The sequence below is a fragment of the Epibacterium sp. Ofav1-8 genome, assembly GCF_022348185.1.
Lineage (GTDB): Bacteria > Pseudomonadota > Alphaproteobacteria > Rhodobacterales > Rhodobacteraceae > Epibacterium.
Genome location: NZ_JAKRFD010000004.1, coordinates 216630 through 239158, shown reverse-complemented (window position 1 = coordinate 239158; position 22529 = coordinate 216630). Strand labels below are relative to the sequence as shown.

The 22529-nt window shown below is 62.8% G+C and carries 22 protein-coding genes and 1 pseudogene; 15 read left to right on the top strand and 8 right to left on the bottom strand.

Annotation, left to right across the window (positions count from 1 at the left end; genetic code table 11):
• The first annotated feature begins 21 nt into the window (after positions 1 to 21).
• The gene (locus MHM97_RS08550; protein ID WP_239321821.1) at positions 22 to 1440 is read left to right on the top strand and encodes a protein adenylyltransferase SelO; all 1419 of its coding nucleotides are present in this window, start codon (positions 22 to 24) and stop codon (positions 1438 to 1440) included.
• A gap of 218 nt (positions 1441 to 1658) precedes the next feature.
• On the opposite strand, the gene MHM97_RS08545 is transcribed toward MHM97_RS08550, so the two are convergent.
• Positions 1659 to 2993 carry a DEAD/DEAH box helicase gene (locus tag MHM97_RS08545; protein ID WP_239321819.1) on the bottom strand — a complete coding sequence of 445 codons (1335 nt, stop codon included), beginning with the start codon at positions 2991 to 2993 and terminating at the stop codon, positions 1659 to 1661.
• Positions 2994 to 3421: 428 nt separating this feature from the next.
• Between MHM97_RS08545 and MHM97_RS08540 the strand changes: the two genes are divergently transcribed.
• Both MHM97_RS08540 and MHM97_RS08535 read left to right on the top strand, forming a co-directional pair.
• Complete coding sequence (locus MHM97_RS08540) at positions 3422 to 3838, top strand: Fur family transcriptional regulator (protein ID WP_239321817.1); 417 nt, start codon at positions 3422 to 3424, stop codon at positions 3836 to 3838.
• Between the two features lie 141 nt (positions 3839 to 3979).
• The gene (locus MHM97_RS08535; protein WP_239321815.1) at positions 3980 to 4873 is read left to right on the top strand and encodes a DMT family transporter; all 894 of its coding nucleotides are present in this window, start codon (positions 3980 to 3982) and stop codon (positions 4871 to 4873) included.
• Positions 4874 to 4875: 2 nt separating this feature from the next.
• Here MHM97_RS08535 and MHM97_RS08530 read toward each other — a convergent pair whose 3' ends face one another.
• Positions 4876 to 6114: an MFS transporter gene (locus tag MHM97_RS08530; protein WP_239321813.1), complete on the bottom strand. Its 1239-nt coding sequence runs from the start codon at positions 6112 to 6114 to the stop codon at positions 4876 to 4878.
• A 247-nt stretch (positions 6115 to 6361) separates the two neighbouring features.
• Here MHM97_RS08530 and eno point away from each other — a divergent pair, with 247 nt between their 5' ends.
• Positions 6362 to 7639, top strand: coding sequence for a phosphopyruvate hydratase (gene eno, locus MHM97_RS08525; protein WP_239321811.1), 1278 nt, complete (start codon positions 6362 to 6364; stop codon positions 7637 to 7639).
• Between the two features lie 133 nt (positions 7640 to 7772).
• Complete coding sequence (locus MHM97_RS08520; protein WP_239321809.1) at positions 7773 to 8372, top strand: GNAT family N-acetyltransferase; 600 nt, start codon at positions 7773 to 7775, stop codon at positions 8370 to 8372.
• A gap of 16 nt (positions 8373 to 8388) precedes the next feature.
• Here the strand turns inward: MHM97_RS08520 and MHM97_RS08515 are convergent, their stop codons facing one another.
• Positions 8389 to 9282 carry a LysR family transcriptional regulator gene (locus MHM97_RS08515; RefSeq protein ID WP_239321807.1) on the bottom strand — a complete coding sequence of 298 codons (894 nt, stop codon included), beginning with the start codon at positions 9280 to 9282 and terminating at the stop codon, positions 8389 to 8391.
• Positions 9283 to 9384: 102 nt separating this feature from the next.
• On the opposite strand from MHM97_RS08515, the gene MHM97_RS08510 reads away from it, so the two are divergent.
• On the top strand, positions 9385 to 10677 hold the full coding sequence (locus MHM97_RS08510; protein ID WP_239321805.1) for a M24 family metallopeptidase: 1293 nt from the start codon (positions 9385 to 9387) through the stop codon (positions 10675 to 10677).
• Positions 10678 to 10811: 134 nt separating this feature from the next.
• Positions 10812 to 11222 (top strand): hypothetical protein, encoded by a 411-nt coding sequence (locus MHM97_RS08505; protein WP_239321803.1) that lies wholly within the window; start codon positions 10812 to 10814, stop codon positions 11220 to 11222.
• 19 nt (positions 11223 to 11241) lie between these two features.
• Here the strand turns inward: MHM97_RS08505 and MHM97_RS08500 are convergent.
• Positions 11242 to 11689, bottom strand: a pseudogene (locus MHM97_RS08500) (GNAT family N-acetyltransferase).
• Complete coding sequence (locus MHM97_RS08495) at positions 11686 to 12627, bottom strand: nucleoside hydrolase (protein WP_239321801.1); 942 nt, start codon at positions 12625 to 12627, stop codon at positions 11686 to 11688. Before MHM97_RS08495 ends, MHM97_RS08500 begins: the two are co-directional and overlap by 4 nt.
• Positions 12628 to 12760: 133 nt before the next feature.
• On the opposite strand from MHM97_RS08495, the gene MHM97_RS08490 reads away from it, so the two are divergent.
• Complete coding sequence (locus tag MHM97_RS08490) at positions 12761 to 13642, top strand: hypothetical protein (RefSeq protein WP_239321799.1); 882 nt, start codon at positions 12761 to 12763, stop codon at positions 13640 to 13642.
• A 24-nt stretch (positions 13643 to 13666) separates the two neighbouring features.
• Here the strand turns inward: MHM97_RS08490 and mazG are convergent, their stop codons facing one another.
• Entirely contained in the window at positions 13667 to 14485 is an 819-nt protein-coding gene (gene mazG / locus MHM97_RS08485; RefSeq protein ID WP_239321797.1) for a nucleoside triphosphate pyrophosphohydrolase, read from the bottom strand.
• Between the two features lie 63 nt (positions 14486 to 14548).
• On the opposite strand from mazG, the gene MHM97_RS08480 reads away from it, so the two are divergent.
• The 4 genes from MHM97_RS08480 to MHM97_RS08465 all read left to right on the top strand — a co-directional run bounded on the left by MHM97_RS08480 (position 14549) and on the right by MHM97_RS08465 (position 18278).
• Positions 14549 to 15712: a M20 aminoacylase family protein gene (locus MHM97_RS08480; protein ID WP_239321795.1), complete on the top strand. Its 1164-nt coding sequence runs from the start codon at positions 14549 to 14551 to the stop codon at positions 15710 to 15712.
• 89 nt (positions 15713 to 15801) lie between these two features.
• Positions 15802 to 16767, top strand: a complete 966-nt coding sequence (gene speB, locus MHM97_RS08475; RefSeq protein WP_219232534.1) for an agmatinase — start codon at positions 15802 to 15804, stop codon at positions 16765 to 16767.
• The gene (gene speB / locus MHM97_RS08470; RefSeq protein WP_239321793.1) at positions 16764 to 17696 is read left to right on the top strand and encodes an agmatinase; all 933 of its coding nucleotides are present in this window, start codon (positions 16764 to 16766) and stop codon (positions 17694 to 17696) included. Before speB (MHM97_RS08475) ends, speB (MHM97_RS08470) begins: the two co-directional genes overlap by 4 nt.
• 210 nt (positions 17697 to 17906) lie before the next feature.
• On the top strand, positions 17907 to 18278 hold the full coding sequence (locus MHM97_RS08465; protein ID WP_239321791.1) for a CZB domain-containing protein: 372 nt from the start codon (positions 17907 to 17909) through the stop codon (positions 18276 to 18278).
• Between the two features lie 152 nt (positions 18279 to 18430).
• On the opposite strand, the gene MHM97_RS08460 is transcribed toward MHM97_RS08465, so the two are convergent.
• Complete coding sequence (locus MHM97_RS08460; protein WP_239321789.1) at positions 18431 to 18739, bottom strand: hypothetical protein; 309 nt, start codon at positions 18737 to 18739, stop codon at positions 18431 to 18433.
• 72 nt (positions 18740 to 18811) lie between these two features.
• Between MHM97_RS08460 and prfA the strand changes: the two genes are divergently transcribed.
• The 3 genes from prfA (at position 18812) to MHM97_RS08445 (ending at position 21573) form a co-directional block, all read left to right on the top strand.
• Positions 18812 to 19864, top strand: coding sequence for a peptide chain release factor 1 (gene prfA / locus MHM97_RS08455; RefSeq protein ID WP_239321787.1), 1053 nt, complete (start codon positions 18812 to 18814; stop codon positions 19862 to 19864).
• A complete protein-coding gene (gene prmC / locus MHM97_RS08450; protein WP_239321785.1) occupies positions 19861 to 20697 on the top strand; it encodes a peptide chain release factor N(5)-glutamine methyltransferase in 837 nt (278 codons plus the stop codon). The genes prfA and prmC overlap by 4 nt, the downstream gene beginning before the upstream one ends.
• A 231-nt stretch (positions 20698 to 20928) precedes the next feature.
• Positions 20929 to 21573, top strand: coding sequence for a DUF4167 domain-containing protein (locus MHM97_RS08445; RefSeq protein WP_239321783.1), 645 nt, complete (start codon positions 20929 to 20931; stop codon positions 21571 to 21573).
• Positions 21574 to 21675: 102 nt separating this feature from the next.
• On the opposite strand, the gene rsmA is transcribed toward MHM97_RS08445, so the two are convergent.
• Positions 21676 to 22518, bottom strand: coding sequence for a 16S rRNA (adenine(1518)-N(6)/adenine(1519)-N(6))-dimethyltransferase RsmA (gene rsmA / locus MHM97_RS08440; RefSeq protein ID WP_239321781.1), 843 nt, complete (start codon positions 22516 to 22518; stop codon positions 21676 to 21678).
• Positions 22519 to 22529: the final 11 nt, after the last annotated feature.

Genomic DNA, 22529 nt, shown 5'->3' with positions numbered 1-22529 from the left:
GGGGCGGCATATGTTTGGCCCATGACCCTCGATATCCCGTTTGACAATACATATGCGCAACTTGCGCCCGAGTTCTACAGCCGGCAGGCGCCAACCCCGGTAAAGTCCCCTCGGCTCATTGCCTTCAATGACGCGCTTGCCGCCAGGTTGGGGATCACCCGCGGGCGCGATGAGGAACTGGCTGACATCTTTGGCGGCAATGTGGTGCCCACGGGGGCTGACCCGTTGGCGCAGCTTTATGCGGGGCACCAGTTTGGCAGCTACAACCCGCAGCTTGGCGATGGGCGCGCGGTGCTTTTGGGCGAGGTTGTGGGCACCGATGGCATTCGCCGTGATATCCAGCTTAAAGGCTCGGGTCCCACGCCTTATTCGCGCAATGGCGACGGGCGCGCATGGCTCGGCCCGGTTCTGCGGGAATATGTCGTCTCTGAGGCCATGCACGCGCTTGGCATCCCGACCACGCGGGCGCTGGCGGCCGTGGAAACGGGCGAGACGGTCTGGCGCGAGGGCGGCTTGCCCGGGGCGGTTCTGACCCGCGTGGCGCGGAGCCATCTGCGCGTGGGCACCTTTCAGATCTTTGCCGCGCGCGGCCATCACGAGGCGCTGCGGACCCTCACGGACTATGCCATTGCACGCCACTACCCGGAGGCGCAGGGGCCGATGGGGCTGTTGCGAGCAGTGCGGGATGCACAGGTAGAGCTGATCTCCGCGTGGATGGGCGTGGGGTTCATTCATGGCGTGATGAACACGGATAACTCCTCCATCGCAGGGGAAACCATCGATTACGGCCCCTGCGCCTTTATGGATGTCTATCATCCGAACCGGGTGTTTTCCTCGATTGATCGCACCGGGCGCTATGCCTATGCGAACCAGCCGCAGATCGCGGTCTGGAACCTCGCTCAGCTTGCCACGGCGCTGATCCAGCTGGAGGATGATCCCGAAAGCGTGCTGGATGAAGCAACCGAAATCGTCCATGCCATGCCGGATCTGTTGCAGGAAGCCTGGCTGCGCCGGTTCTGTGCAAAGATCGGCATCGGCACTGTCGCTGAGGGCGATTTGGAATTGGTGAGCGATCTGCTGCAAGTGATGGCACAGGGGCAGGCCGATTTCACCAATAGCTTCCGCGCGCTGTTGGAGGGACATGCCCGCGATCAGTTTCTTGAGCCTGCAAGCTTTGACGCCTGGGAGGCGCGCTGGAAAGAGCGTATAAAAAGTGAAACTGATACCCAAGCGCGAATGGCGCGCGCCAACCCGGTTCTGATCCCGCGCAATCACCGGATCGAGCAGATGATCGCCTCGGCGGTGGCAGGTGATTATGCCCCGTTTGAGCGCCTGATGACCGCATTGGCGTCGCCGTTTGAGACCAGCGAAGAATTTGCAGACCTGCGCCGCCCACCTGCGGAGGATGAGGTGGTGCAGGCGACGTTCTGCGGCACCTGAGCAGACGGGTCTGCCCTGCCAAGGCAAGAGGTTTTGCGCCGCGTTCCGCGTCGCCCGGGGGCGCAGGCCGCGCCTTTGGCGCGGCCTGCGCGGCCCAACGCTTTTGTTGGCGCTTTAGCGCCTGTGAAAGGGGCGGGAGAATGCCCGGGAGGGAGGCTCAAGATCCACGGATCTTGAGCCTGCGCGACGTAGTCGCGCTGCTCGAAAGAGCGCTTCGTTCAGGACTGGCGCCGACGCCGCCCGCCACCGCCAGCGGGGTTCCGGGCTTCGCCACCACCGGGCTGACCGTCGGGTTTGCCCCCGCCAAAGCGACGGCGCCCACCACCGGGTTTGCCGCTGCCTTTGCCACGGCCACCACCGCCACCGGGGCGACCACGTCCGCCACCACCACGTGCGGGTTTGGCGGCCGGATCGGGCAGTTCTTCCCAGGCGCGGCCCGAGGCCACGGGAATGGTGATGTTCATGGTCTTCTGGATCGCCTTCAGATCGCCGATCTCATCCGGGGCACAGAAGGCCACGGCCTGACCATCCTTGCCCGCACGCGCGGTGCGGCCGATCCGGTGCACATAGGCGTCCGGCACATTGGGCAGCTCGTAATTGTAGACGTATTTCACATCCGGAATATCCAAGCCGCGCGCGGCCACGTCGGTGGCCACCAGCACGGTGATCTCGCCTGACTTAAAGGCCTTCAACGCCCGCTCGCGCTGGCCCTGGCTTTTGTTGCCGTGAATCGCCGCCGCCTTGAAACCTGCCTTGTCCAGCACCTTCATCAGCTTTTCCATGCCGTGTTTGGTGCGGCCAAACACCAGCGTGCGCTCGCCATCATGTTTGGCCAGCAACTCCTTCAGAAGGCTGAGTTTCTCTGCCTTGGCAATGAAATGCACGGACTGGGTGACCTTGGCGGCGGGCTTACCCGGAGGGGTCACCTCAATGCGCACGGGGCTCTTGAGATAGGCATTTGCGATCTCGTTCATCTGCTTGGGCATCGTGGCCGAGAACAGCATGGTCTGGCGCTTTTCGGGCAGAAGCGCTGCGATCTTGCGCAGGGCGTGGATAAAGCCCAGATCAAGCATCTGGTCGGCCTCGTCCAGAACCAGAAAGTCACAAGATCCCAGATCCAGCGCCTTGCGGTCGAGAATATCCAAGAGACGTCCGGGGGTGGCGACCAGAATGTCGGTGCCACGGGACAGCCGGTTGATCTGTGGATTGATGGAGACACCCCCCACCACCAGCCCGGTCTTGAGCGGGCTGCCTTCGGTGAGGCCACGCAGGGTTTCGGCGATCTGGTTTGCAAGCTCGCGCGTCGGGGCAAGGATCAAACCGCGCACGGTCCCGGCGGCGGGCTTGTGGCCATATGCCAGCATCTGCGCCACCAGCGGCACACCAAAGGCCGCGGTCTTGCCGGTGCCGGTCTGGGCGAGACCCAGAACATCCTGACCGTTCAGGGCATGCGGAATCGCGCGCGCCTGAATGGGGGTGGGAGTGTTAAAGCCCATGGCTTCCATGCGGGTGTGCAGGTGCTTGGGCAGGTCCATCGTGGAAAATTCAGTCATTCAACGTCCTCTCAACGGCTGCCGCCCGCAGGCGCACAGCCGTTTCGGGGGCAGGCGTTCAGCCGTACCTCCCGATCATTCAGTGGGGCGGAGACCTCAGACCCGGACGGCCGCATGCCGTCTGGCCGATCTCTCGCAACTAGCCCCACGCGTGATCTTGGAACCATGGCATCCCTGATCAGCCCCCGATATGTCTGTGACGTCCTGCCGGGATCCGGCCGGAGATCACGCGCCGGTCCCTTGCGGGGCGGCGTGGTCACGGGGCTCTGCTCACGCGGCAGAGGGTATGCCTGAAGGCCAAATGGCGGCCCGTGCGGTAAATGTCAATGACCTGTTGTGTGACTTGGCTGTTTTCGACGGGGGTTGCATTCGCTAAAAAGAAGCGCCAAGCAAGGACCCCCGCATCGAGTGACAGGGATAAGACAGGCATGACCGACACGATCATTTCCCGCTGCGAGGCGCAGGGCCTGCGCATGACCGGACCGCGCCGGACCATTGCCCGCGTCCTTCAGGAAAGCCTCGATCACCCCGATGTCGAAGAGCTGCATGCCCGCGCCAACGCCATCGATAACGGGATTTCCCTCGCCACGGTATATCGCACGGTGAAACTGTTCGAGGAATCCGGCATACTCGACAGGCTGGAGTTCGGCGATGGGCGCGCGCGCTACGAGGATGCGGACCGCGACCACCACGACCACCTGATCGACCTCAACACCGGCGCGGTGATCGAGTTCTGCGACCCCGAAATCGAGGCGCTTCAGGAAAAGATCGCCGCAAAGCTGGGCTATCGCCTGAAGGGTCACAAGCTGGAACTCTACGGCGTTCCGATCAAGAACGACGGCTGATCGTCGCCCTTTCATCACGAATTGTCATGGCTGGCGTCACAAACTCTGGTGAGGCCGCGACGTTTTCCGGCTTGCGTCAACCGGTCGCATCGCGCGATGCCGAAGCAACCCCGACTTCGCCGCCGTATGAGGATGCACCCCATGGACAACGTTAAAGGTATTCTGCTGCTGCTGGTCGCCATGGTGGGGTTCACCATCGAGGACCTGTTCATCAAGCAGCTGTCCGGCGGCTTGCCGGTGGGACAGATCCTGATCCTGATCGGACTGGGCGCCGGGGTGGTGTTCTTCCTGGCCCTGACGGTGCAGCGGCAAAGCCTGCGCAATCCGGCAGCCTGGCGGATGATGCCAATCCTGCGGGCGCTGGCAGAGGGTGGGGCGGCGATGAGCTTTGCCACCGCGTTGGCGCTGGTGGATATCTCCGTGGTGGCGGCGGTGTTTCAGGCCACGCCCCTGGCGATCACCATGGGGGCGGCCCTGTTTCTGGGCGAGCAGGTGGGCTGGCGCCGCTGGAGCGCGATCTTTGTCGGCTTTGTCGGGGTGCTGCTGATCATTCGTCCCGGTCTCGAGGGGTTTGAGCCAAACGCGCTGCTGGTGCTGATCTCGGTGCTTTGTGTGGCGGCGCGGGATCTGATGACCCGGCGCATGAATGTCAGCATCCCGTCGTCGATCGTCAGCGTGCAGGCCTATGCGGCGGTGGTTGTGGCAGGGGCGCTTCTGTTGCTGCTCACAGGCGAGCAGATGGTCGCGCCGACCTCGTTCGAGTGGGGCATGCTTGCCTGCGGCACGCTGTTCGGAGTCATTGCCTATTACGGTATCGTCACCGCGACGCGGATCGCCGATGCGGCGGTCATCACGCCGTTTCGCTACTCGCGCCTGGTGTTTTCGATGATTGGCGGCGCGATCGTGTTTGCCGAGCGCCCCGATGCGATGACATTGCTGGGGTCGGCGCTGATCATTGCCACCGGGCTCTATACCTTTGTGCGTGAACGGCGTCTGGCCCGTCGCGCCGCGCGGATGGCGGTACAGCCCGCCTGATCTCAGGCGGGTGCGGCGATCAGCCGCCCGCGTGCCGCAGCGACACCGATCACCATGCAGAGGGTGGTGAGCAGGAAATATACCGCGATCCCATAGCCTTGTTTGTCAAAGCTGATGCCAAGATCGATCAGCAGCCCGGTCAGGCCTGGCCCGACGGCGGTACCAAAGACCATGACCGCCATCACGAGTGACTTGATCGCGCCGATGCTGCGGGTGCCGTAGACTTCGGCCCAGAACGAACTGGGCAACACCGAATGCGCCCCGACCGAGGCGGCCATGCAGAAGAACCCCGCAGCCATGCCCACGCCGCTGGAGACGGTGGCAAAGATGACGAAGGCCGCGACCAGGGGCAGCTGATAAAGCGGCATCAGCCGTGTTGCGCCCCAGCGGTCCAGCGCCCAGCCCGCCACCAGCATGGAAACGACCGACATCACGGTGAAAAAGGGGAAATACGCCACCAGTTCCAGAAGGGTCCAGCCTTTCGTAGTCGCGAAATGGAGCTGGTGAAAGAAGAATGCCGTTGTGAAGGCCGCGGGTCCCAGATTGGACGGCACCATCAGCCAGAACACCGGCGAACGCAGGGCCTCCCAGCGGGTCCAGTGGCGGTTGTCCATGCCGGTGCTGCTGACATCCTCTGAGGAGGATTGCGGCGTGCGTTCCTGTGAGAGCAGCCGCACCAACACGGGCGCGCCCATCAGGCAGACAGCGGCGCTGACCAGCCAGAGCGTGCGCCAGTCCAGTATCGTCATCAGTGCCACAAAGATCAGTGGCAAGAGGGCCTGGCCGAGCGATACGCCAAGGGCCGCAATCGACAGCGCCCGTCCGCGCGTGGCGACAAACCACCGCGCCATGGCGATGATCGCCAGGTGGGTGCTCATGCCCTGACCAAAGAACCGCAGCGCGAATATCGACAGTGGCAAGACCCAGTAGCTGTGATTGAGCGCCATCAGCACACAGGCCGCCGCCAGTCCACAGAGCACAAGCGCACCGAGCTGGCGCACCCGCAGAATGTCCGACAGGCCCCCCGCCGCCACCATCACCAGGGCCGAGGCTGTGGTGCCCACCATATAAAGCCCGCCCCAGCCCGCATGGCTGAGACCAAACTCCGTCTGGATCTGCCCGGCAAAGACCGAGATGAAAAAGGTCTGCCCAAAGCTCGACAGGAAGGTCAGCAGCACACCCGCCGAAAGATAGGGCGCGTTGCTGAGAAGAAATTCGTGGAATCGGACGGGTTTGGACATGCGCGCATGCTTGACCTGTTAAGGATCGGGCGCAAGGGTGAGCGCTATCACTCCGAGGCTTCCCGGTCCTGCTGCGTCATTTTTGTCGTGGCCTGCAGGGCGGCAATCGGTGGGCTGGCGAAAATTTTCCAATGTTAGGGTTAAACCTCTCGAAATACATCCGTTAGCGATAACGCCTCCGGTTTACTTTTTACACGGGCTTGCTATGACCGGGGGCAAATCGTGTCACAGTGAGGGACCATTTGCGATGAGCACCATTATCGACATCCACGCCCGCGAGATCCTCGACAGCCGGGGCAACCCCACCGTCGAAGTCGACGTCGTTCTCGAAGACGGCACCATGGGCCGCGCGGCGGTGCCGTCTGGCGCATCGACCGGTGCCTATGAGGCAGTGGAAAAGCGCGACGGCGACACGTCCCGTTACATGGGCAAGGGCGTGCTTGAGGCGGTTGCGGCCGTCAATGGCGAGATCGCCGATGAGCTGGTCGGCTTTGATGCCACCGAGCAGGTCTCCATCGACCGTGCGATGATCGAACTCGACGGCACCGACAACAAGAGCCGTCTGGGCGCAAACGCCATCCTCGGCGTGTCGCTGGCGGTGGCCAAGGCGGCAGCCGATTTCACCACCCAGCCGCTCTATCGCTATGTCGGCGGTACCTCGGCACGAGTTCTGCCGGTGCCGATGATGAACATCATCAACGGTGGCGAGCACGCGGACAATCCGATCGACATTCAGGAATTCATGATCATGCCGGTCTCTGCGGAGAACATCCGCGACGCGGTGCGCATGGGCTCCGAGGTGTTCCACACCTTGAAAAAAGAGCTGTCGGCGGCGGGCCTGTCCACCGGGATCGGCGACGAGGGCGGCTTTGCGCCCAACATTGCCTCCACCCGCGAAGCGCTTGATTTCATTCTGAAGTCCATCGAGAAGGCCGGCTACAAGCCCGGCGAGGACATCTATCTGGCGCTCGATTGCGCTGCGACCGAATACTACAAGGACGGCAAATACGTCCTGTCCGGCGAGGGCAAGACCCTGACCTCGGAAGAAAACGCCGCCTATCTGGCCGCGTTGGTTGCGGATTACCCGATCATCTCGATCGAGGACGGCATGTCCGAGGATGACTGGGACGGCTGGAAGGCGCTGACCGACCAGATCGGAGACAAGGTGCAGCTGGTGGGCGACGATTTGTTCGTGACCAACCCGGTGCGTCTGGCAGAAGGCATCGAGCGCGGCTGTGCCAACTCCATGCTGGTGAAGGTGAACCAGATCGGCTCGCTCACCGAGACCCTGCAAGCGGTCGATATGGCGCATCGCGCGCGCTATACCAACGTGATGTCGCACCGCTCGGGCGAGACCGAGGACGCCACCATCGCCGACCTCGCCGTTGCAACCAACTGTGGTCAGATCAAAACCGGCTCGCTGGCGCGGTCTGACCGGCTCGCGAAATACAACCAGCTGATCCGCATCGAGGAAACCCTCGGCGAGATCGCGGAATACGCCGGTCGTTCGATCCTCAAGGGCTGAGCATCCCGCCTTTGACCGTGACGGGCGCCCCGGAGAGATCCGGGGCGTTTTTCGTTTTAGGGCAGGGGGTTGTGCTGGGCTCTTGTGGTGAACTAGCCTGTGGCAACTGACCTTTGACCCGTTGGAGGACCCGATGACCCTGCCTGATGGAATCACCGAGCTTGCGCCCGGTAAGATCGCTTCGGTGGTGACCTATCTTGAGATGACGCAGCGCCCCGAGCCGCGCGCGGTTCCGGATCTGCCGGAACTGAGTGTGCAGCTGCAGGACGCGCCCTCTGCCGAGGCCTATCTCAACCTCTACCGTTTGGTCGGGGAGGAATACCTGTGGTTCTCGCGGCTGATGATGGAGCCCTCGGCACTGGAGGCGCATCTGGCATCGGACAGCGTCGAAGTCTGGACGGTGCAGAAGGATGGCACCGACCTCGGGCTGCTGGAACTGGAATGGATGCAGGACGGGGCCTGCGAGCTGTCGTTTCTGGGGCTGTCGCCTGCCTTGACCGGCGGTGGCGTGGGCCGGTGGCTGATGGAGCATGCGCTGGAGCGTGCGTTCAAGCGACCGATCTCGCGGTTCTTTGTGCACACCTGCACCCTCGACAGCGCGCCGGCGCTGGCGTTCTACATCCGGTCGGGCTTTGTGCCCTATCGGCGCGCGGTGGAAATCGCGGACGATCCCCGGCTGACCGGGCTGATCCCGGAAAGCTGTGCGCCGCATGTGCCGCTGGTGCGGGTCTGACCGGACCCAAGCAGTGTCAGCGCGACAGGAGGCTCCTGTAAAGGCGGGTTGCCGCGTCGGACAGAGGGCGGTTGGTCTGATGGGCCAGATAGTAGCCATTGCGCGGGTGCGGCAGTTCCGGCAGCAGCGGCACCAGCGCCCCGCTACTGAGTTCGAAATCGAGGAGATGGCGGCTGCCGAGTGCAATGCCATCGCCCTGTAGCGCCCGGCCGATGGACTGCGCATAGGTGCGGCATGGAAGGGTTTTCCACCCCGCCAGGTTGGGCAAGCCCGGCCAGTTCTGCCAGTTGGTCCAATCTGGCGAAAGACGGTCGAATGTCAGCAATGGCGGTGCGGTTTCGGGATCGTGATCGGCCAGACACCGATCCGGGCGCATTTGGGCTGCGACCTCCGGGGCGGCGACCGGCAGCATGACATCGGCAAACAGCGAAACGCAGTCCATGCCCTCCCAATGGCCATTGCCGTAGAGAATGGCGAGGTCGTTGCCGCCATCCAACAGCGCCCCGATCTGATCCGTGGTGACCATTTCCACCGGCGCGGCCTCGGCCGAGAGGCCAAAGCTGCGCAAACGGGGGGTAAGCCAGAACAGCGAGACGGCGCTGTTGGCGGCGATCCGCACTGCCGCATCTGGGCGCTGGATCAGGTTCGAGAGAGTCATTTCGGCAAAATCCAGCAACAGGCTGGCGTGGTCGCGCAGGCTCTCGCCCTCGGCGGTGAGCCGCAGTCTGCGCCCGTCGCGCAGGAACAGGGCGCGGCCAAGATGGGCTTCCAGCTGCTGGATGCGTTTGCTGACGGCGGTCTGCGACACCAGCAGCTCCTCCGCCGCACGCGAGAAATTCATGTGCCGCGCGGCGGCCTCAAAGAACATCAGCCCGTCCAGAGGCGGCAGGTTCCGGCGATAGTTTTTCATAACCATAGGTTGGGAAAATGGCCGGGAATTTGGAATTTCACAAGCCCCGCGTGCTGCGTCAGACTGGCGCCAAGCAAACGCACCTTGAGAAGGATCTGCCCGATGGCAAATTTCGACTGGCACGCAGAACGCAGCGACCTGAGCGGTATTGCGCTCCTGGACCGGGCACCGGAGAGTGAGGGGATCGACCTGAAGGCCGTGCGTCTTTACCGGCTGGGGCAGCTGCGCAAGGAAATGGCAAAGCGCGGCGTTGGCGCGGTGATCCTGTCGGATCCGATCAACATCCGCTACGCCACCGGCACCCGCAACATGCAGGTGTTTTCCATGCGCAACGCCCCCTCGCGCTATCTGCTGGTGACCGAGGCCAAGACGATCCTGTTCGAATTCACCGGCTGCCTGCATCTGGCAGATGGATACGAGACGGTGGACGAGGTGCGCCCGGCGATGACCGCCTCTTTTGTGGCGGCGGGGCCGGAGATTGCCGAGCGGGAGCGCAAATGGGCCCGCGAAATGGGTGATCTGATTGCGTCTCTGGTGGGCAAGGGCGCCATCGTCGGCATGGAGCGGATGAATGCGGGCACCGCCATTGCGATGAAGGAGGAAGGCTTTACCATCGTCGATGCGCAGGAGCCGGTGGAGATGGCCCGCGCGATCAAATCCGACGAGGAGATGAAATGCGTGCGCGCCTCCTTGCGGGCGACCGAGGTCGGGGTGCACAAACTGCGCAATGCGCTGCGCCCGGGGCTGACGGAGAACGAACTCTGGTCGGTGCTGCACAAATCGGTGATCGAGCAGAATGGCGATTATTGCGAGACCCGGCTGCTGAACGCGGGCGAGCGCACCAATCCCTGGTTCCAGGAGACCGCCAACCATGTGATCGGCGAGAACGAACTGGTGGCGCTGGACACCGATGTGGTGGGCTGCCACGGCTATTATTCCGATTTCTCGCGCACGTTCCACGCCGGTCCGGGCAAGCCGACCGACACCCAGCGCGCGCTCTACCAGACGGCGGTGGAGCAGGTCTATCACAACATGGGCATCCTGAAGGCGGGCATGAGCTTTCGCGACTACGCAGACCGCGCCTGGGACATTCCGGCGAAATACTACGCCAACCGCTACTACCTGTCCTCGCATGGCTGCGGCATGACGGGGGAGTATCCCTACCTCTACCACCACGGCGATTTCCCGGATGCGGGCTATGACGGGGTGATCGAGGCCGGCATGACCATCTGCGTCGAAAGCTACATCGGCGAGGAGGGCGGTCGCGAAGGCGTCAAGCTGGAACAGCAGGTGCTGGTGACCGACAGCGGCATCGAGCTTTTGTCCGAATTTCCCTTTGAGGAGAGCCTGATGGACAGCGGATTTGATGCCCCTTTCCCGCTGCCGAAAATCTAGGCGATCCGGCCACAGGTTGCGGGGCGGCAGGGCGCCTGTCCCCCGTGATATATCTTTTGTAACGACTTTATGACACGCTTGACGACGTCGCAAATCAAGAACTGCGACACCTCGTAACCTTTTGGAGGTGTGTCATGTTTCGAGTGAACCGCCTGTCAGCCGCGCTGATGGCAAGCCTGATCGGCGCGGCGGTTGTGCAGGCACCACAGGCAAATGCAGGCTGGAGCCGGGTTCCCGGCGGGCTGCGATTGGATGGCGAGATCAACGCGGTCGATTTCGGCGCTTTCCTGCATCATTTTGAAGCCGCCATGCTGGAAGAGCCGCGTTATGCGCCGATCGCCATCTGGTTGGCCGGGAGCGGCGGCGATGAGGCCGCAGCCAGGCGAATTGCGGGCATTCTGGCCGTGGCGCAGGATCAGGGGGTCCGTCTGGCCACCGTCATGGCCCAGGGCCACGCCTGCGACGGGGCCTGTTCGATCCTGTTCGCCGTCGGGGATGAGCAGATCGCCTCTGCCAGCGGCACGCGCCTGATTTCCGGCAACTGAGCGGCGCCGGGCGCGCGGACTACAGCTTGCGGCTCATCAGCACGTAGCGCTCGCGCGCCTCGAACCGGGCGCGGGAATACAGTTTGACGGCGGCTTCGTTGTCGCGGTCGACTTCCAGATGCAGCGCATGCACGCCGGCCTCGGCGAGGGTGCGGGGCAGGGCGTAGAGCACTTCGGTGGCGATGCCGCGCCCGCGCACGGCGGGGCGAATGAAGAATTCGTCGATCATCCCGTCAAGCCCGCCAAATTCCACCGACCAGGTGAAGGTCACGATGATATAGCCGATCGGCGCGCACCGGCCCGATCAGGTAGATCGCCCCATAGGGGATCCCCTCAAGGAGCGGCAGCAGCGCGCCGCGTCGCTGCTCATCCGTGCTGTCGATGCCCTCTTCGGCGTGAAACCCCTGGACCAGCGTCAGCAGCTTTTCCAGGTCTTCGGGACGGGCCAGATGCAGCGAGGCGCTCATAGCCGCCCCAGCCGTTCGGTCAGCAGGGCAAAGAACCCATCTGCGTCGACCTCACCGATGAACAGCGCATTGGCCGGGCGATCCGTGACGCCCCACCAATCGGCAACCGTCATCCCAAGCGTCAAAGCCGAGGAGGTTTCAACCTCGACATTGATGTGACGACCGGAGAACAGCTCTGGCCGGATCAGATAGGCGATCACGCAAGGGTCATGCAGCGGCCCCCCTTCGGAGCCGTATTTTTCAACATCAAACCGTTCAAAGAAATCAAGCATCTCCGCAGTGAAACTGCCGACGCGGCTGCCAAGGTCGCGAAAGGCCTGAACCCGTGCGCGCGAGGTCAGCGCCTTGTGGGTCACATCGAGCGGCATCATGGTGACCCTGACACCGGAGGCCAGAACCTCCTGCGCCGCCTCGGGGTCGACGTAGATGTTGAACTCGGCGGCGGGGGTTATATTGCCAACCTCGAAATAGGCGCCCCCCATCAGGACGATTTCCTGAACCCGATCAATGACATCCGGAGCCTTGCGAAAGGCCGCGCCAATATTCGTCAGCGGCCCGAGCGGGCAGAGCGTCACGGTTCCGGCGGGCTCGGCGCGCAGGGTGTCGATAATGAAGTCGACCCCATGCTGGTCCTGCAAGGGCATGGTGGGCTCAAACAGGTCGGGGCCATCGAGACCGGTGCCGCCATGGACGTGCTCGGCCGTGACAAGCGCACGTTCCAGCGGCGCATCGCAGCCGGCAAAGACCTTGACCTCGGGCCGGTCTGCCACCTCGCAGGTGATGCGGGCGTTCTTTTGCGTCAGCGCCAGCGGCACGTTTCCGGCCACCGTGGTGATCCCCAGCAGGTCAATCTCGTCAGGAGAGCCAAGCGCCAGCAGGATGGCAACCGCATCGTCCTGTCCGGGGTCGGTATCAATGATAATCTTGCGGGGGGACATGGTCGGTTGATGCTCCTCGGCTTGTTGCGTGGACCCTCGCAGCCCGGGTGGGATTTGTCCACCTGCGGAGGAGGCAGACAAGCCGGAAAACGCCTGATACTAGTGACACGACAATCGCGAGAATACGGAAACCATGGCCCGGCAGTATTTCCTTCATCTTGGCGCCCATCGCACGGGCAGCAGTTCGTTTCAGCTGTGTCTGCATGAAAACAGGGCCAGTTTGCAGCAGCATGGCTATGCGGTCGCCTTTCCGGCGCGGGACGGTATCCGCGCCGGGAAATTGGCGTTGCGGCTGCCCGCGCCCCGGCACGGCGCAAAGGAGGCTGCCAAAATGGCCGAGGCGGCGCGGCGCCATCTGACCGAGGACATCGCGCCCGATGCGGAGAGCAACATCCTGCTGTCGGAGGAGAATATCCTGGGCAGCATGGTGCATTTCCAGAATGCCACCTTTTATCCGGCCTCTGAACAACGGCTGACCGCGCTGCGGCAGGCGCTGGACGGGCCGGTGCAGGCGGTTCTCTTTGTGGTGCGGGACTATGGGCCGTTCTTTCGGTCCTGCATTCGCAAACGGATGGAGGAGACGGTGGAGACGGATTTCGAGGCTGCCGCCGCCGCCTATCTGGCCATGGATCGCGGCTGGGTGGAGGTGCTGCGCGAGGTGCGCGACATCTTGCACCCGTCGCGGTTGGCGGTGGCGCGCCATGAGGACAGGCATGGGCGTGTGGATCTGCTGCGCCAGCTCGCCCCCGGACTGGAGGATGCAGCGCTCACACCGCCGAGCCGGTCTCTGAATACCTCGGCCACGGATCGGGCCCTTGTTGAATTGCAGGAAATCTACGGCAAGGGGGGCAAACTGTCGCGCAAGGACCGGCGCGCGGTGATCGACGCCCGCAAGAACGACCCGGAGCCGCTTGGGCTGACGGAATTCACCACCCGAGAGCTGCGTTCGTTTTCAATGCGTTACCAGCGTGATCTGATGCGGTTGCAACAGGAGCCGGGGATCACCTTGATCTAGCCGCGATCTGCACGACGCGCGTGGCTATCGCGCTTTTTCCTCGGCCTTCACCGCGTTCCAAAGCGCATCCATTTCGTCCAGATCACTGTCCTCCGCGCGCTTGCCGCGGGCCGCAAGTTTGGCCTCTACGCCCTTGAAACGGCGCGTGAATTTGGCGTTGGTACGGCGCAGGGCGGCTTCGGGCTCGACGCCGAGATGACGGCCCAGATTGGCCATCACGAACAAAAGGTCGCCAAACTCTTCTTCGACTTCATCCTGAGTGAGGCTCTCTTGGGCTTCGACCAACTCGGCAGATTCTTCGGCGATCTTGGCCAGCACGTTCTGGGCGGACGGCCAGTCAAACCCGACCCGCGCGGCCCGCTTTTGCAGCTTGTAAGCGCGCAAAAGTGCAGGCAGCCCCACAGCAACACCATCCAGCGCGCCAGTCTCTGCCTTGGCGGCACGTTCGGCGGCCTTGATCGTCTCCCAATCCTGCGTTTGCTGGTCGGCGGATTTATCGCGGCTCTCGTCACCAAACACATGTGGATGGCGCGAGACCATCTTGTTGGACATGGTGGTGACCACGTCCTGAAAGGTGAAATGCCCGGCTTCCTCGGCCATCTGCGCGTGAAAGACCGATTGGAACAGAAGATCGCCCAACTCGCCTTTCAACTCGTCCCATTTTTCGCGCTCAATGGCGTCGGCGACCTCATAGGCCTCTTCGATGGTGTAGGGCGCGATAGTGGCAAAGCTTTGTTCGATATCCCACGGGCAGCCGGTTTTGGGATCGCGCAGGCGACGCATGATTTCCAAGAGCCGCTCGATGCCTGCATTTTCATCGTGGATCAACCTGTCGTCGCTCATTGCACCTGCCCGGGATTTCGTGTTCTGCTGCATCATCCCGACTATTTGACAGGAGTCCACCCCATGCCGGTCGTGAACCGCATCGCCGATTACGCCGAAGACATGAAGACCTGGCGGCGCCATCTTCACCAGATCCCTGAACTGGGATTGGACACCGTAAAGACCGCCGCATATGTGACTGAGATCCTTGAGACATTCGGCGTTGATGAGATCCACGGCGGGATCGCGCAGAACGGGATTGTGGCCATCATCAAGGGTCAGGGCGACGGGCCGACCCTTGGCCTGCGCGCGGATATGGACGCGCTGCCGATCACTGAGGTGCGCGATCTGGACTATAAGTCCCGGGAGCCGGGGAAAATGCATGCCTGTGGCCATGACGGGCACACCACGATGCTGCTCGGCGCGGCGAAATATCTGGCCGAGACGCGCAATTTCAAAGGCCGGGTGGCGCTGTTGTTCCAGCCCGCCGAGGAAGTGATCGGTGGCGCGCAGATCATGGTCGAGGAAGGCGTGATGGAGCGCTTTGACATCAAGGAAGTCTACGCGCTGCACAATGCGCCGGGGTTGCCGGTTGGCCATTTTGTCACCACGCCGGGCGCGCTGATGGCGGCGGTGGATGAGTTTACCATCAACATCAAAGGGCTGGGCGGCCATGGCGCGATGCCGCATGAGACCCGTGATCCGGTGATGGCGGCCTGTGGCATGGCGCAAGCGATCCAGACCATCGTCAGCCGCAACCATCATGCGACCGAGGATCTGGTGATTTCCGTCACTCAGATCCACACCGGCACCGTCGACAACGTGATCCCCGAAACCGCCTATATCAACGGCACGGTGCGCACCTTCAATCCGGAGGTGCAGCGCATGGTGATGGCGCGCTTTGATGAGATCGTGAAGGGCTGTGCGGTGGCTTACGGTGTGGACGCAGAGCTTGATTATGCGGTTGGGTATCCGGCAACCATCAATGATGCGGAAAAGGCAGCCTTTGCCACCGATATTGCGCGCGAAATCTCTGGCGATGCCAATGTGCAGGGGGATGCGGGCCGCGAGATGGGGGCGGAGGATTTCTCATATATGCTGCAAGCCCGTCCCGGGGCTTATCTTTTCCTTGGTCAAGGCGATACCGCCGGGCTGCATCACCCGGAATATGATTTCAACGATGAGATCTCTCCAGTCGGGGCGTCGTTCTTTGCCCGTCTGGTGGAGAAAGCACAGCCTTTGGCGTGAAATCGCGATCGGCGGCGGGCTTTCGGATGACAAGCCCGCCTGCATTGGCTAGGACGTGAGCATAACCCGAGAACAGGGAGCAGTCCGACATGGCGCTGGAAGACGCAAAAACACAGGTCGATCAAGCCTTTACCCGCGAGGATCTTAAGGGTCTCAGCTTTGAGAATACCTTTGGCGGGGCAACATCGTTTCTGCGACGGCGCTACAGCAAGGATCTGACCCATGCGGATATCGCGGTCACGGGGATCCCCTTTGATCAGGCGGTGACTAACCGCCCCGGCACCCGGCTTGGGCCGCGTGCGGTGCGTGAAGCCTCTGCCTTGCAAAGTCCGGATGCGCCGTATGGGTGGGACATTTGCCCTGCAAGCGAACTCGCGATTGTGGATTATGGCGATCTGGCATTTGATTATGCCAATGTTCCGGCCTTTCCCGACACGCTGACGGATCATATCCGGGGCATTCTGGCGACCGAGACCGCTTCGGTAGCGATTGGCGGCGATCACTACGTCAGCTTTCCGATCCTCAAGGCCTATGCCGAGAAATACGGGCCGATCTCGCTGCTGCATTTCGATGCCCACAGCGACACTTGGGCCGATGATGATTTCAGCCGCGTCGATCATGGCACCATGTTCTACAAGGCGGTGAAATCCGGCATCATTGATCCCGCGACCTCGGTGCAGGTGGGCATTCGCACCACCAATGAGGACAATCTTGGCGTGCCGACCATCGACGCGCCCACCGTGCATGAGATTGGCCCTGTCGAGACCGCGCGCCGCATCCGCGAGGTTCTGGGCGACCGGCCGGTCTATCTGACCTTTGACATCGACTGTCTTGATCCGGCCTATGCGCCGGGCACCGGCACGCCGGTCTGGGGCGGTCTGACCACGGCGCAGGCAGAGGCGATCCTGAAGGGCCTGCGCGGCATCAACATTGTGGGCGGCGATATCGTCGAGGTCTCTCCGCCCTTTGATACCACCGGCGCCACCGCCATTGCGGGCGCCCATGTGGCCATGAGTATTATCTGCCTTCTGGGCTGGAGGATGACAGGACGATGAGCGAGTTCAATCAACCCATCAGCGGCAATGATCTGGCACGGTTTTCCGGGCCGGGGACGTTTATGCGACTGCCGCAGGCCACCTCGCTGGAGGGGCTGGATGTGGCCATTCTGGGCGTGCCAATGGATATTGGCACATCCTGGCGGTCCGGCACCCGGTTTGGCCCCAAACAGATCCGCGCCGAGAGCGCGATGATCCGCCCCTATAATATGACCACGGGCGCGGCACCGTTTGAGACCCTCAATATCGCCGATATTGGCGATCTGGCGATCAACACGTTCAACCTTGCGGACTCCTTGCGCATCATCGAGGACAGCTATGATGCGATCCTTGCCTCCGGGGTGATGCCGCTGGCGATGGGGGGAGATCATTCGATCACCCTGCCGATCCTGCGGGCGATTGCGCGCAAACACGGCCCCGTCGCGGTGATCCATGTGGATGCCCACGCAGACGTCAATGACGAGATGTTCGGCGAGAAGGAAACCCATGGCACGGTGTTCCGCCGCGCCTATGAGGAGGGGCTTCTGGAGGCCGACAAGGTCTATCAGATCGGTCTGCGGGGCACCGGCTATGGGCCGGATGATTTCAAGGAACCACAGGGCTGGGGCTTTCAGCATTTCCTGGCGTCCGAGCTGTGGAACCGATCGTTGCACAATATGGGCGCGGAAATTCGCCGCGATATTGGCGCGCGTCCGGTCTATATTTCCTATGATATCGACAGCCTTGATCCGGCCTTTGCGCCGGGCACCGGCACGCCGGAAATCGGCGGGCTGACCACCATGCAGGCGCTGGAACTGATCCGGGCCTTCAAGGGGCTGAATGTGGTGGGCTGCGATCTGGTGGAAGTGTCGCCGCCCTATGACCCGTCGGGCAATACCGCATTGGTGGCGGCCAATCTGATCTACGAACTGCTCTGCATCCTGCCATAACGGTGATTGCTCTGCGGTGCCGGCGCGTCCTCTCACAGTGGGCGGCTCTGGCACCTGCTGGCCTCTCTGCGGAACGTCCGGGGAGAGCGGCGCGCAGATGTGCGCTGTTTTACTCGAATTCTCTGGATGACTATCATTCAGAATAGGAGATATTTTACCGCTGGACTGTATCTTGGCGCGCACAAAACAAAGTTGTTCTGGAGAGACAGTATGGATACTGCGGTGCTACAAGGCCAAATCAATGACGCCAAGGCGGCCCATGAAAGCTGGAAAGTGAAGCTGCGTTCGGCCATTGACAGTGGGGTTCTGCCAAAACCGGCACGGGACATCACGATGGATGACCAGTGCAGCTTTGGCAAATGGCTGAAATCCCTGGCCAATGACCCCGAGATCCGGGGGAACCTGAAATACAGTGCCGTTGTCCGTGCCCATGCCGCGTTTCACCGCCAGGCGGGGAAAGTGGCCAGCTATGTCGAGCAGGACAACCAGACGATGGCGCGCGATGCGCTTACCGGTGGGGCGTTTCAGGAGTCGACCTCACGGCTGAATGCCGCCATGGATGATTGGTTGCGCAGCATCTGACAGTCTGAGCGTCTCGGGGCGTGTTGCGCCGTTCAGGTTGCCAAGGGCAGGGCGCAGGCCCTGCGCATATCCTGAGACAAGACTGCGAAAAAGACACCGGAAGATAAACTGCCACGGTCGGGGGGCACACCCGGCCCACGGCCGCTCTGCGACTAGAGACGCGGCAGATCTGCGGGAAGGGGGCTGTGGCTGTTGGCAGCGGAGAGGCAGCCATCCTCGACCTTGCGCCACATCGGCACATTCAGCGACATCTGGCACTGCGCCATGAACATGCGCCCATCCACCTGCAGGCAGATGGTTTCGCCCAGCTCAATGCGCCCGCCCTGGGTGTCGGTGCAGTAGCAATCAATGGTTTTGCCGCCAGGGCCTATGACATCGGCCCGCGCAAATGGTGCAAAAGCAGCCCCGCCCGCAAGGGCGGCGCAGGCTGCAAACCGGACAAGACCACTGGCATGTTTCATGGCTCTAGCCTATCACAGGTGAAGCCCCGCGCCAAAGCAAGAGGCGCACCCAACAGCGAGACACGCCACGACATGATCCCCGAAGACCGGCTGGAACAGATCCTGCAACGCTATCAGTACCTTGAGGCCGCAATGGCCGATGGGGCAGGCGGCGACATTGCAAAACTCGCCAAGGAGTATTCCGACCTGCGCCCGGTGGTGGAGCAGATCAGCGCCTATCGCCAGCTGCTGAGCGATCTGGCCGAGGCCGAGGAAATGCTGGTCGATCCGGACATGAAGGCGCTGGCAGAAGAGGAAATTCCTACCCTGAAAGCGGCGTTGCCAGAGGCGGAACATGCGCTGCAACTGGCGCTCTTGCCCAAGGATGAGGCCGACAGCCGTGCGGCGATCCTGGAAATCCGTCCCGGAACCGGGGGCGATGAGGCGGCGCTGTTTGCCGGTGATCTCTACCGCATGTACAGCCGCTACGCCGAGGCGCAGGGCTGGAAGATCGACGTGATCGAAGAGCAGGTCTCCGAACTGGGCGGGCTCAAGGAATTGGTGGCGCGGATCAATGGCGATGGTGTCTTCGCGCGGCTCAAGTATGAGAGCGGCGTGCACCGTGTCCAGCGGGTGCCTGTCACCGAGAGTGGCGGGCGCATTCACACCTCTGCGGCCACGGTGGCGGTGCTGCCCGAGGCCGAGGACGTGGATATCAAGATCGACGCCAATGACCTGCGCATTGATACCATGCGCTCTTCCGGTGCGGGGGGACAGCACGTGAACACCACCGACTCGGCGGTGCGGATCACGCACCTGCCCACCGGACTGGTGGTGACGAGTTCCGAGAAATCCCAGCACCGCAACCGCGAGATCGCGATGCAGGTGCTGAAAACCCGGCTGTTTGATCTGGAACGGCAGCGCATCGACAGCGAACGCTCGGCGGATCGGGCCTCTCAGGTGGGGTCGGGGGATCGCTCGGAACGCATCCGCACCTATAATTTCCCACAGGGGCGCATGTCGGATCACCGTATCAACCTCACGCTTTACAAGCTGGAGCAGATCATGGGGGGAGATCTGGATGAGATCATCGATGCGCTGATCTCCGAACATCAGGCGAAACTGCTGGCGGAGATGGGACAATGACCACCACCGCCGCGCAGGCCATGGTTGCTGCGACCGCACGTCTTCGGGCGGCGGGTGTGGACGATCCGGCGCGCGATGCGCGGGTACTATTGGCCCATGCGGCGCGGATCGAGGCAGCGCGGGTGACGCTGATTGCACCCGAGGAGCTCTCGCACGAGGTGGCAGAGCGCTATGACCAGCTGATCTCCCTGCGCGCGATCCGGGTGCCGGTGTCGCATCTGATCGGCGAGCGGGATTTCTACGGGCGCCGCTTCAAAGTCTCGGCAGATGTGCTGGATCCGCGCCCGGAAACCGAGACACTGATCGAGGCGGCTCTGGCGGAACCGTTTGAACGTGTGCTGGACCTCGGCGTGGGGTCGGGCTGCATCCTGGTGACGCTGCTCGCGGAACAGCAGGGCGCGTTGGGGCTGGGGGTGGATCTGAGTGAAGCCGCCTGCCTGCAGGCCAGCGCCAATGCGGTATTGCACCGGGTCGAGGCGCGCGCCGACATTCGCCAGTCGGATTGGTTCTCTGCCGTCAAAGGCCAGTTCGACCTGATCGTCTCCAACCCGCCCTATATCGCGCTGGACGAGATGGACGGGCTGTCCGCCGAGGTGCGCGATCACGAGCCGCAGATGGCGCTCACGGACGGGGCCGATGGGCTCAGCGCCTATCGGTTGATCTGCGCCGGGCTTGGGCAGCATTTGGCGCAAGGGGGCCGCGTTATGGTGGAAATCGGCCCGACCCAGGGGGCGGCTGTGGCACAGATGATGCGGGCGCAGGGGCTGGTCGATGTTGTGGTGCTGCCGGATCTGGATGGCCGGGATCGCGTCGTTTCAGGGCGAAAATCGTGACATTCCGGCCCATTTGCCCTATATTTTGAGGTGTCAGAGCAAAAAGAGTCAAAAAACCACGGCTCCCCCCTTGTTTGTGACGGTGGAACGTGGTTACTCAAGGTGTCGCTGTTGCAAGAGGACGTCAACGGACCTCTCGGCGACGCCAAGCCCAAAAAAGTTCGCAGGCCCATGCGCAGGATGCGCGGTACGCGGTCTTCGACAATTAGAACCAAGGCTGACGTTAGGCATATGAGATCGTCAAAATCACGTTCGCGTTCGAAGTCGAACCGTAATCGCCCGAATGGGGCCAATGTTGTCAACCGCGTGTTCGACAGCTCTGGACCCGAGGGTAAGGTTCGCGGAACGCCGCAACAAATCATCGACAAATACAACCAGCTGGCGCGCGATGCGCAGCTTGGGAATGACCGTGTGGCCACTGAGAACTTTCAGCAGCACGCGGAACATTACCTGCGCATGCTGAACGAAGCGCAGCGCGAGATCGAAGCCAAGCGCGAAGAGCAGGAACGCCAGAACCGCGAACGTCAGGCCGAGCGTGACCGCGAGCGGGCAGAGCGTCTGGAACGGCAGGAGCGCGAAGCGGCAGAGGCTGCTGCGGGCGATGGGCCTCAGCCCGAGATCGCCGATCCGCGCGAGTCCACGGCACCTGCATCGCAAGAGGACAGCGGCCTGGTGGAAACCCCCGAAGGCAAGACCTCTGCCGGAGAGGCTGCACCTGCCAAGAAAGCGCCGGCGCGCAAGCCGCGCAGCCGCAAACCGGCAGCTCCCAAGGATGGGGAGACCGGCGAGGGCAAACCGGAGGCCGAGGCCAAGCCGAAACGCAGCCGCGCCAAGCCCAAGCCAAAGCCGGATGAGCCGCAGGAAGCCGCCGAATAAGGCCCATCCTGTCCATGCGAGACAAAAGAAAACCCCGCTGCGCGAGCTGCGGGGTTTCTTGTCATTCCGGGCGTGTCTCTGGCGGTTCTGGCCGCGGACGCGTCAGGCCTGCCCGAGGCTGCGGGCAAGGGCGCAGAACGCCTCTAGGCTGACCTGCTCGGCGCGTTCGGTTGGCGGAATGCCTGCGGCGTTCAGGTGATCCTCGATCTGCGGCGAGACGCCTTTGAGCGAGGCGCGCAGCATCTTGCGGCGCTGGTTGAAGGCGGCAGCCACCACGCGGCTGAGGATGGCGGCATCGGCCGGAAAACGCGGCTCTGGCAGGGCGGTCAGATGCACCACGGCGCTGGACACTTTTGGTGGCGGCGTAAAGGCCCCCGGCGGCAGCGACAGGGCGATCTTGGCCTCCGCGCGCCACTGCGCAAGGATCGCAAGCCGCCCGTAAGCTTTGGAGCCGGGTTGCGCCACGATCCGCTCGGCCACTTCGCGCTGGAACATCAAGGTGAGGCTTTGCCAGAAAGGCGGCCAGTCCTTGGGCGTCAGCCAGCGCACCAGCAGCTCGGTGCCGACGTTGTAGGGCAGGTTGGCGGCGACGCGGATCGGGGGGGTCAGATGCGCCAGCGGGTCGATCTCCAGCGCATCGCCATTGATCACCTCCAGACGATCCGGATAGGCGGCGGCGATCTCCGCCAGAGCGGGCAGGCAGCGCTGGTCCTTTTCGATGGCCAGCACCTTGCGGGCGCCTTCGCTCAGCAACCCCCGTGTCAGACCACCGGGGCCGGGGCCGATTTCCAGCACGTCACAGCCGGACAGATCCCCGGCCTGACGCGCGATCTTGGCGGTCAGGTTCAAATCCAGGAGGAAGTTCTGGCCCAGCGATTTGCGGGCCGAGAGCTGATGGGTCGCGATGACCTCACGCAGCGGGGGGAGATTGTCGATGGCGCTCATGATGGGTCTTC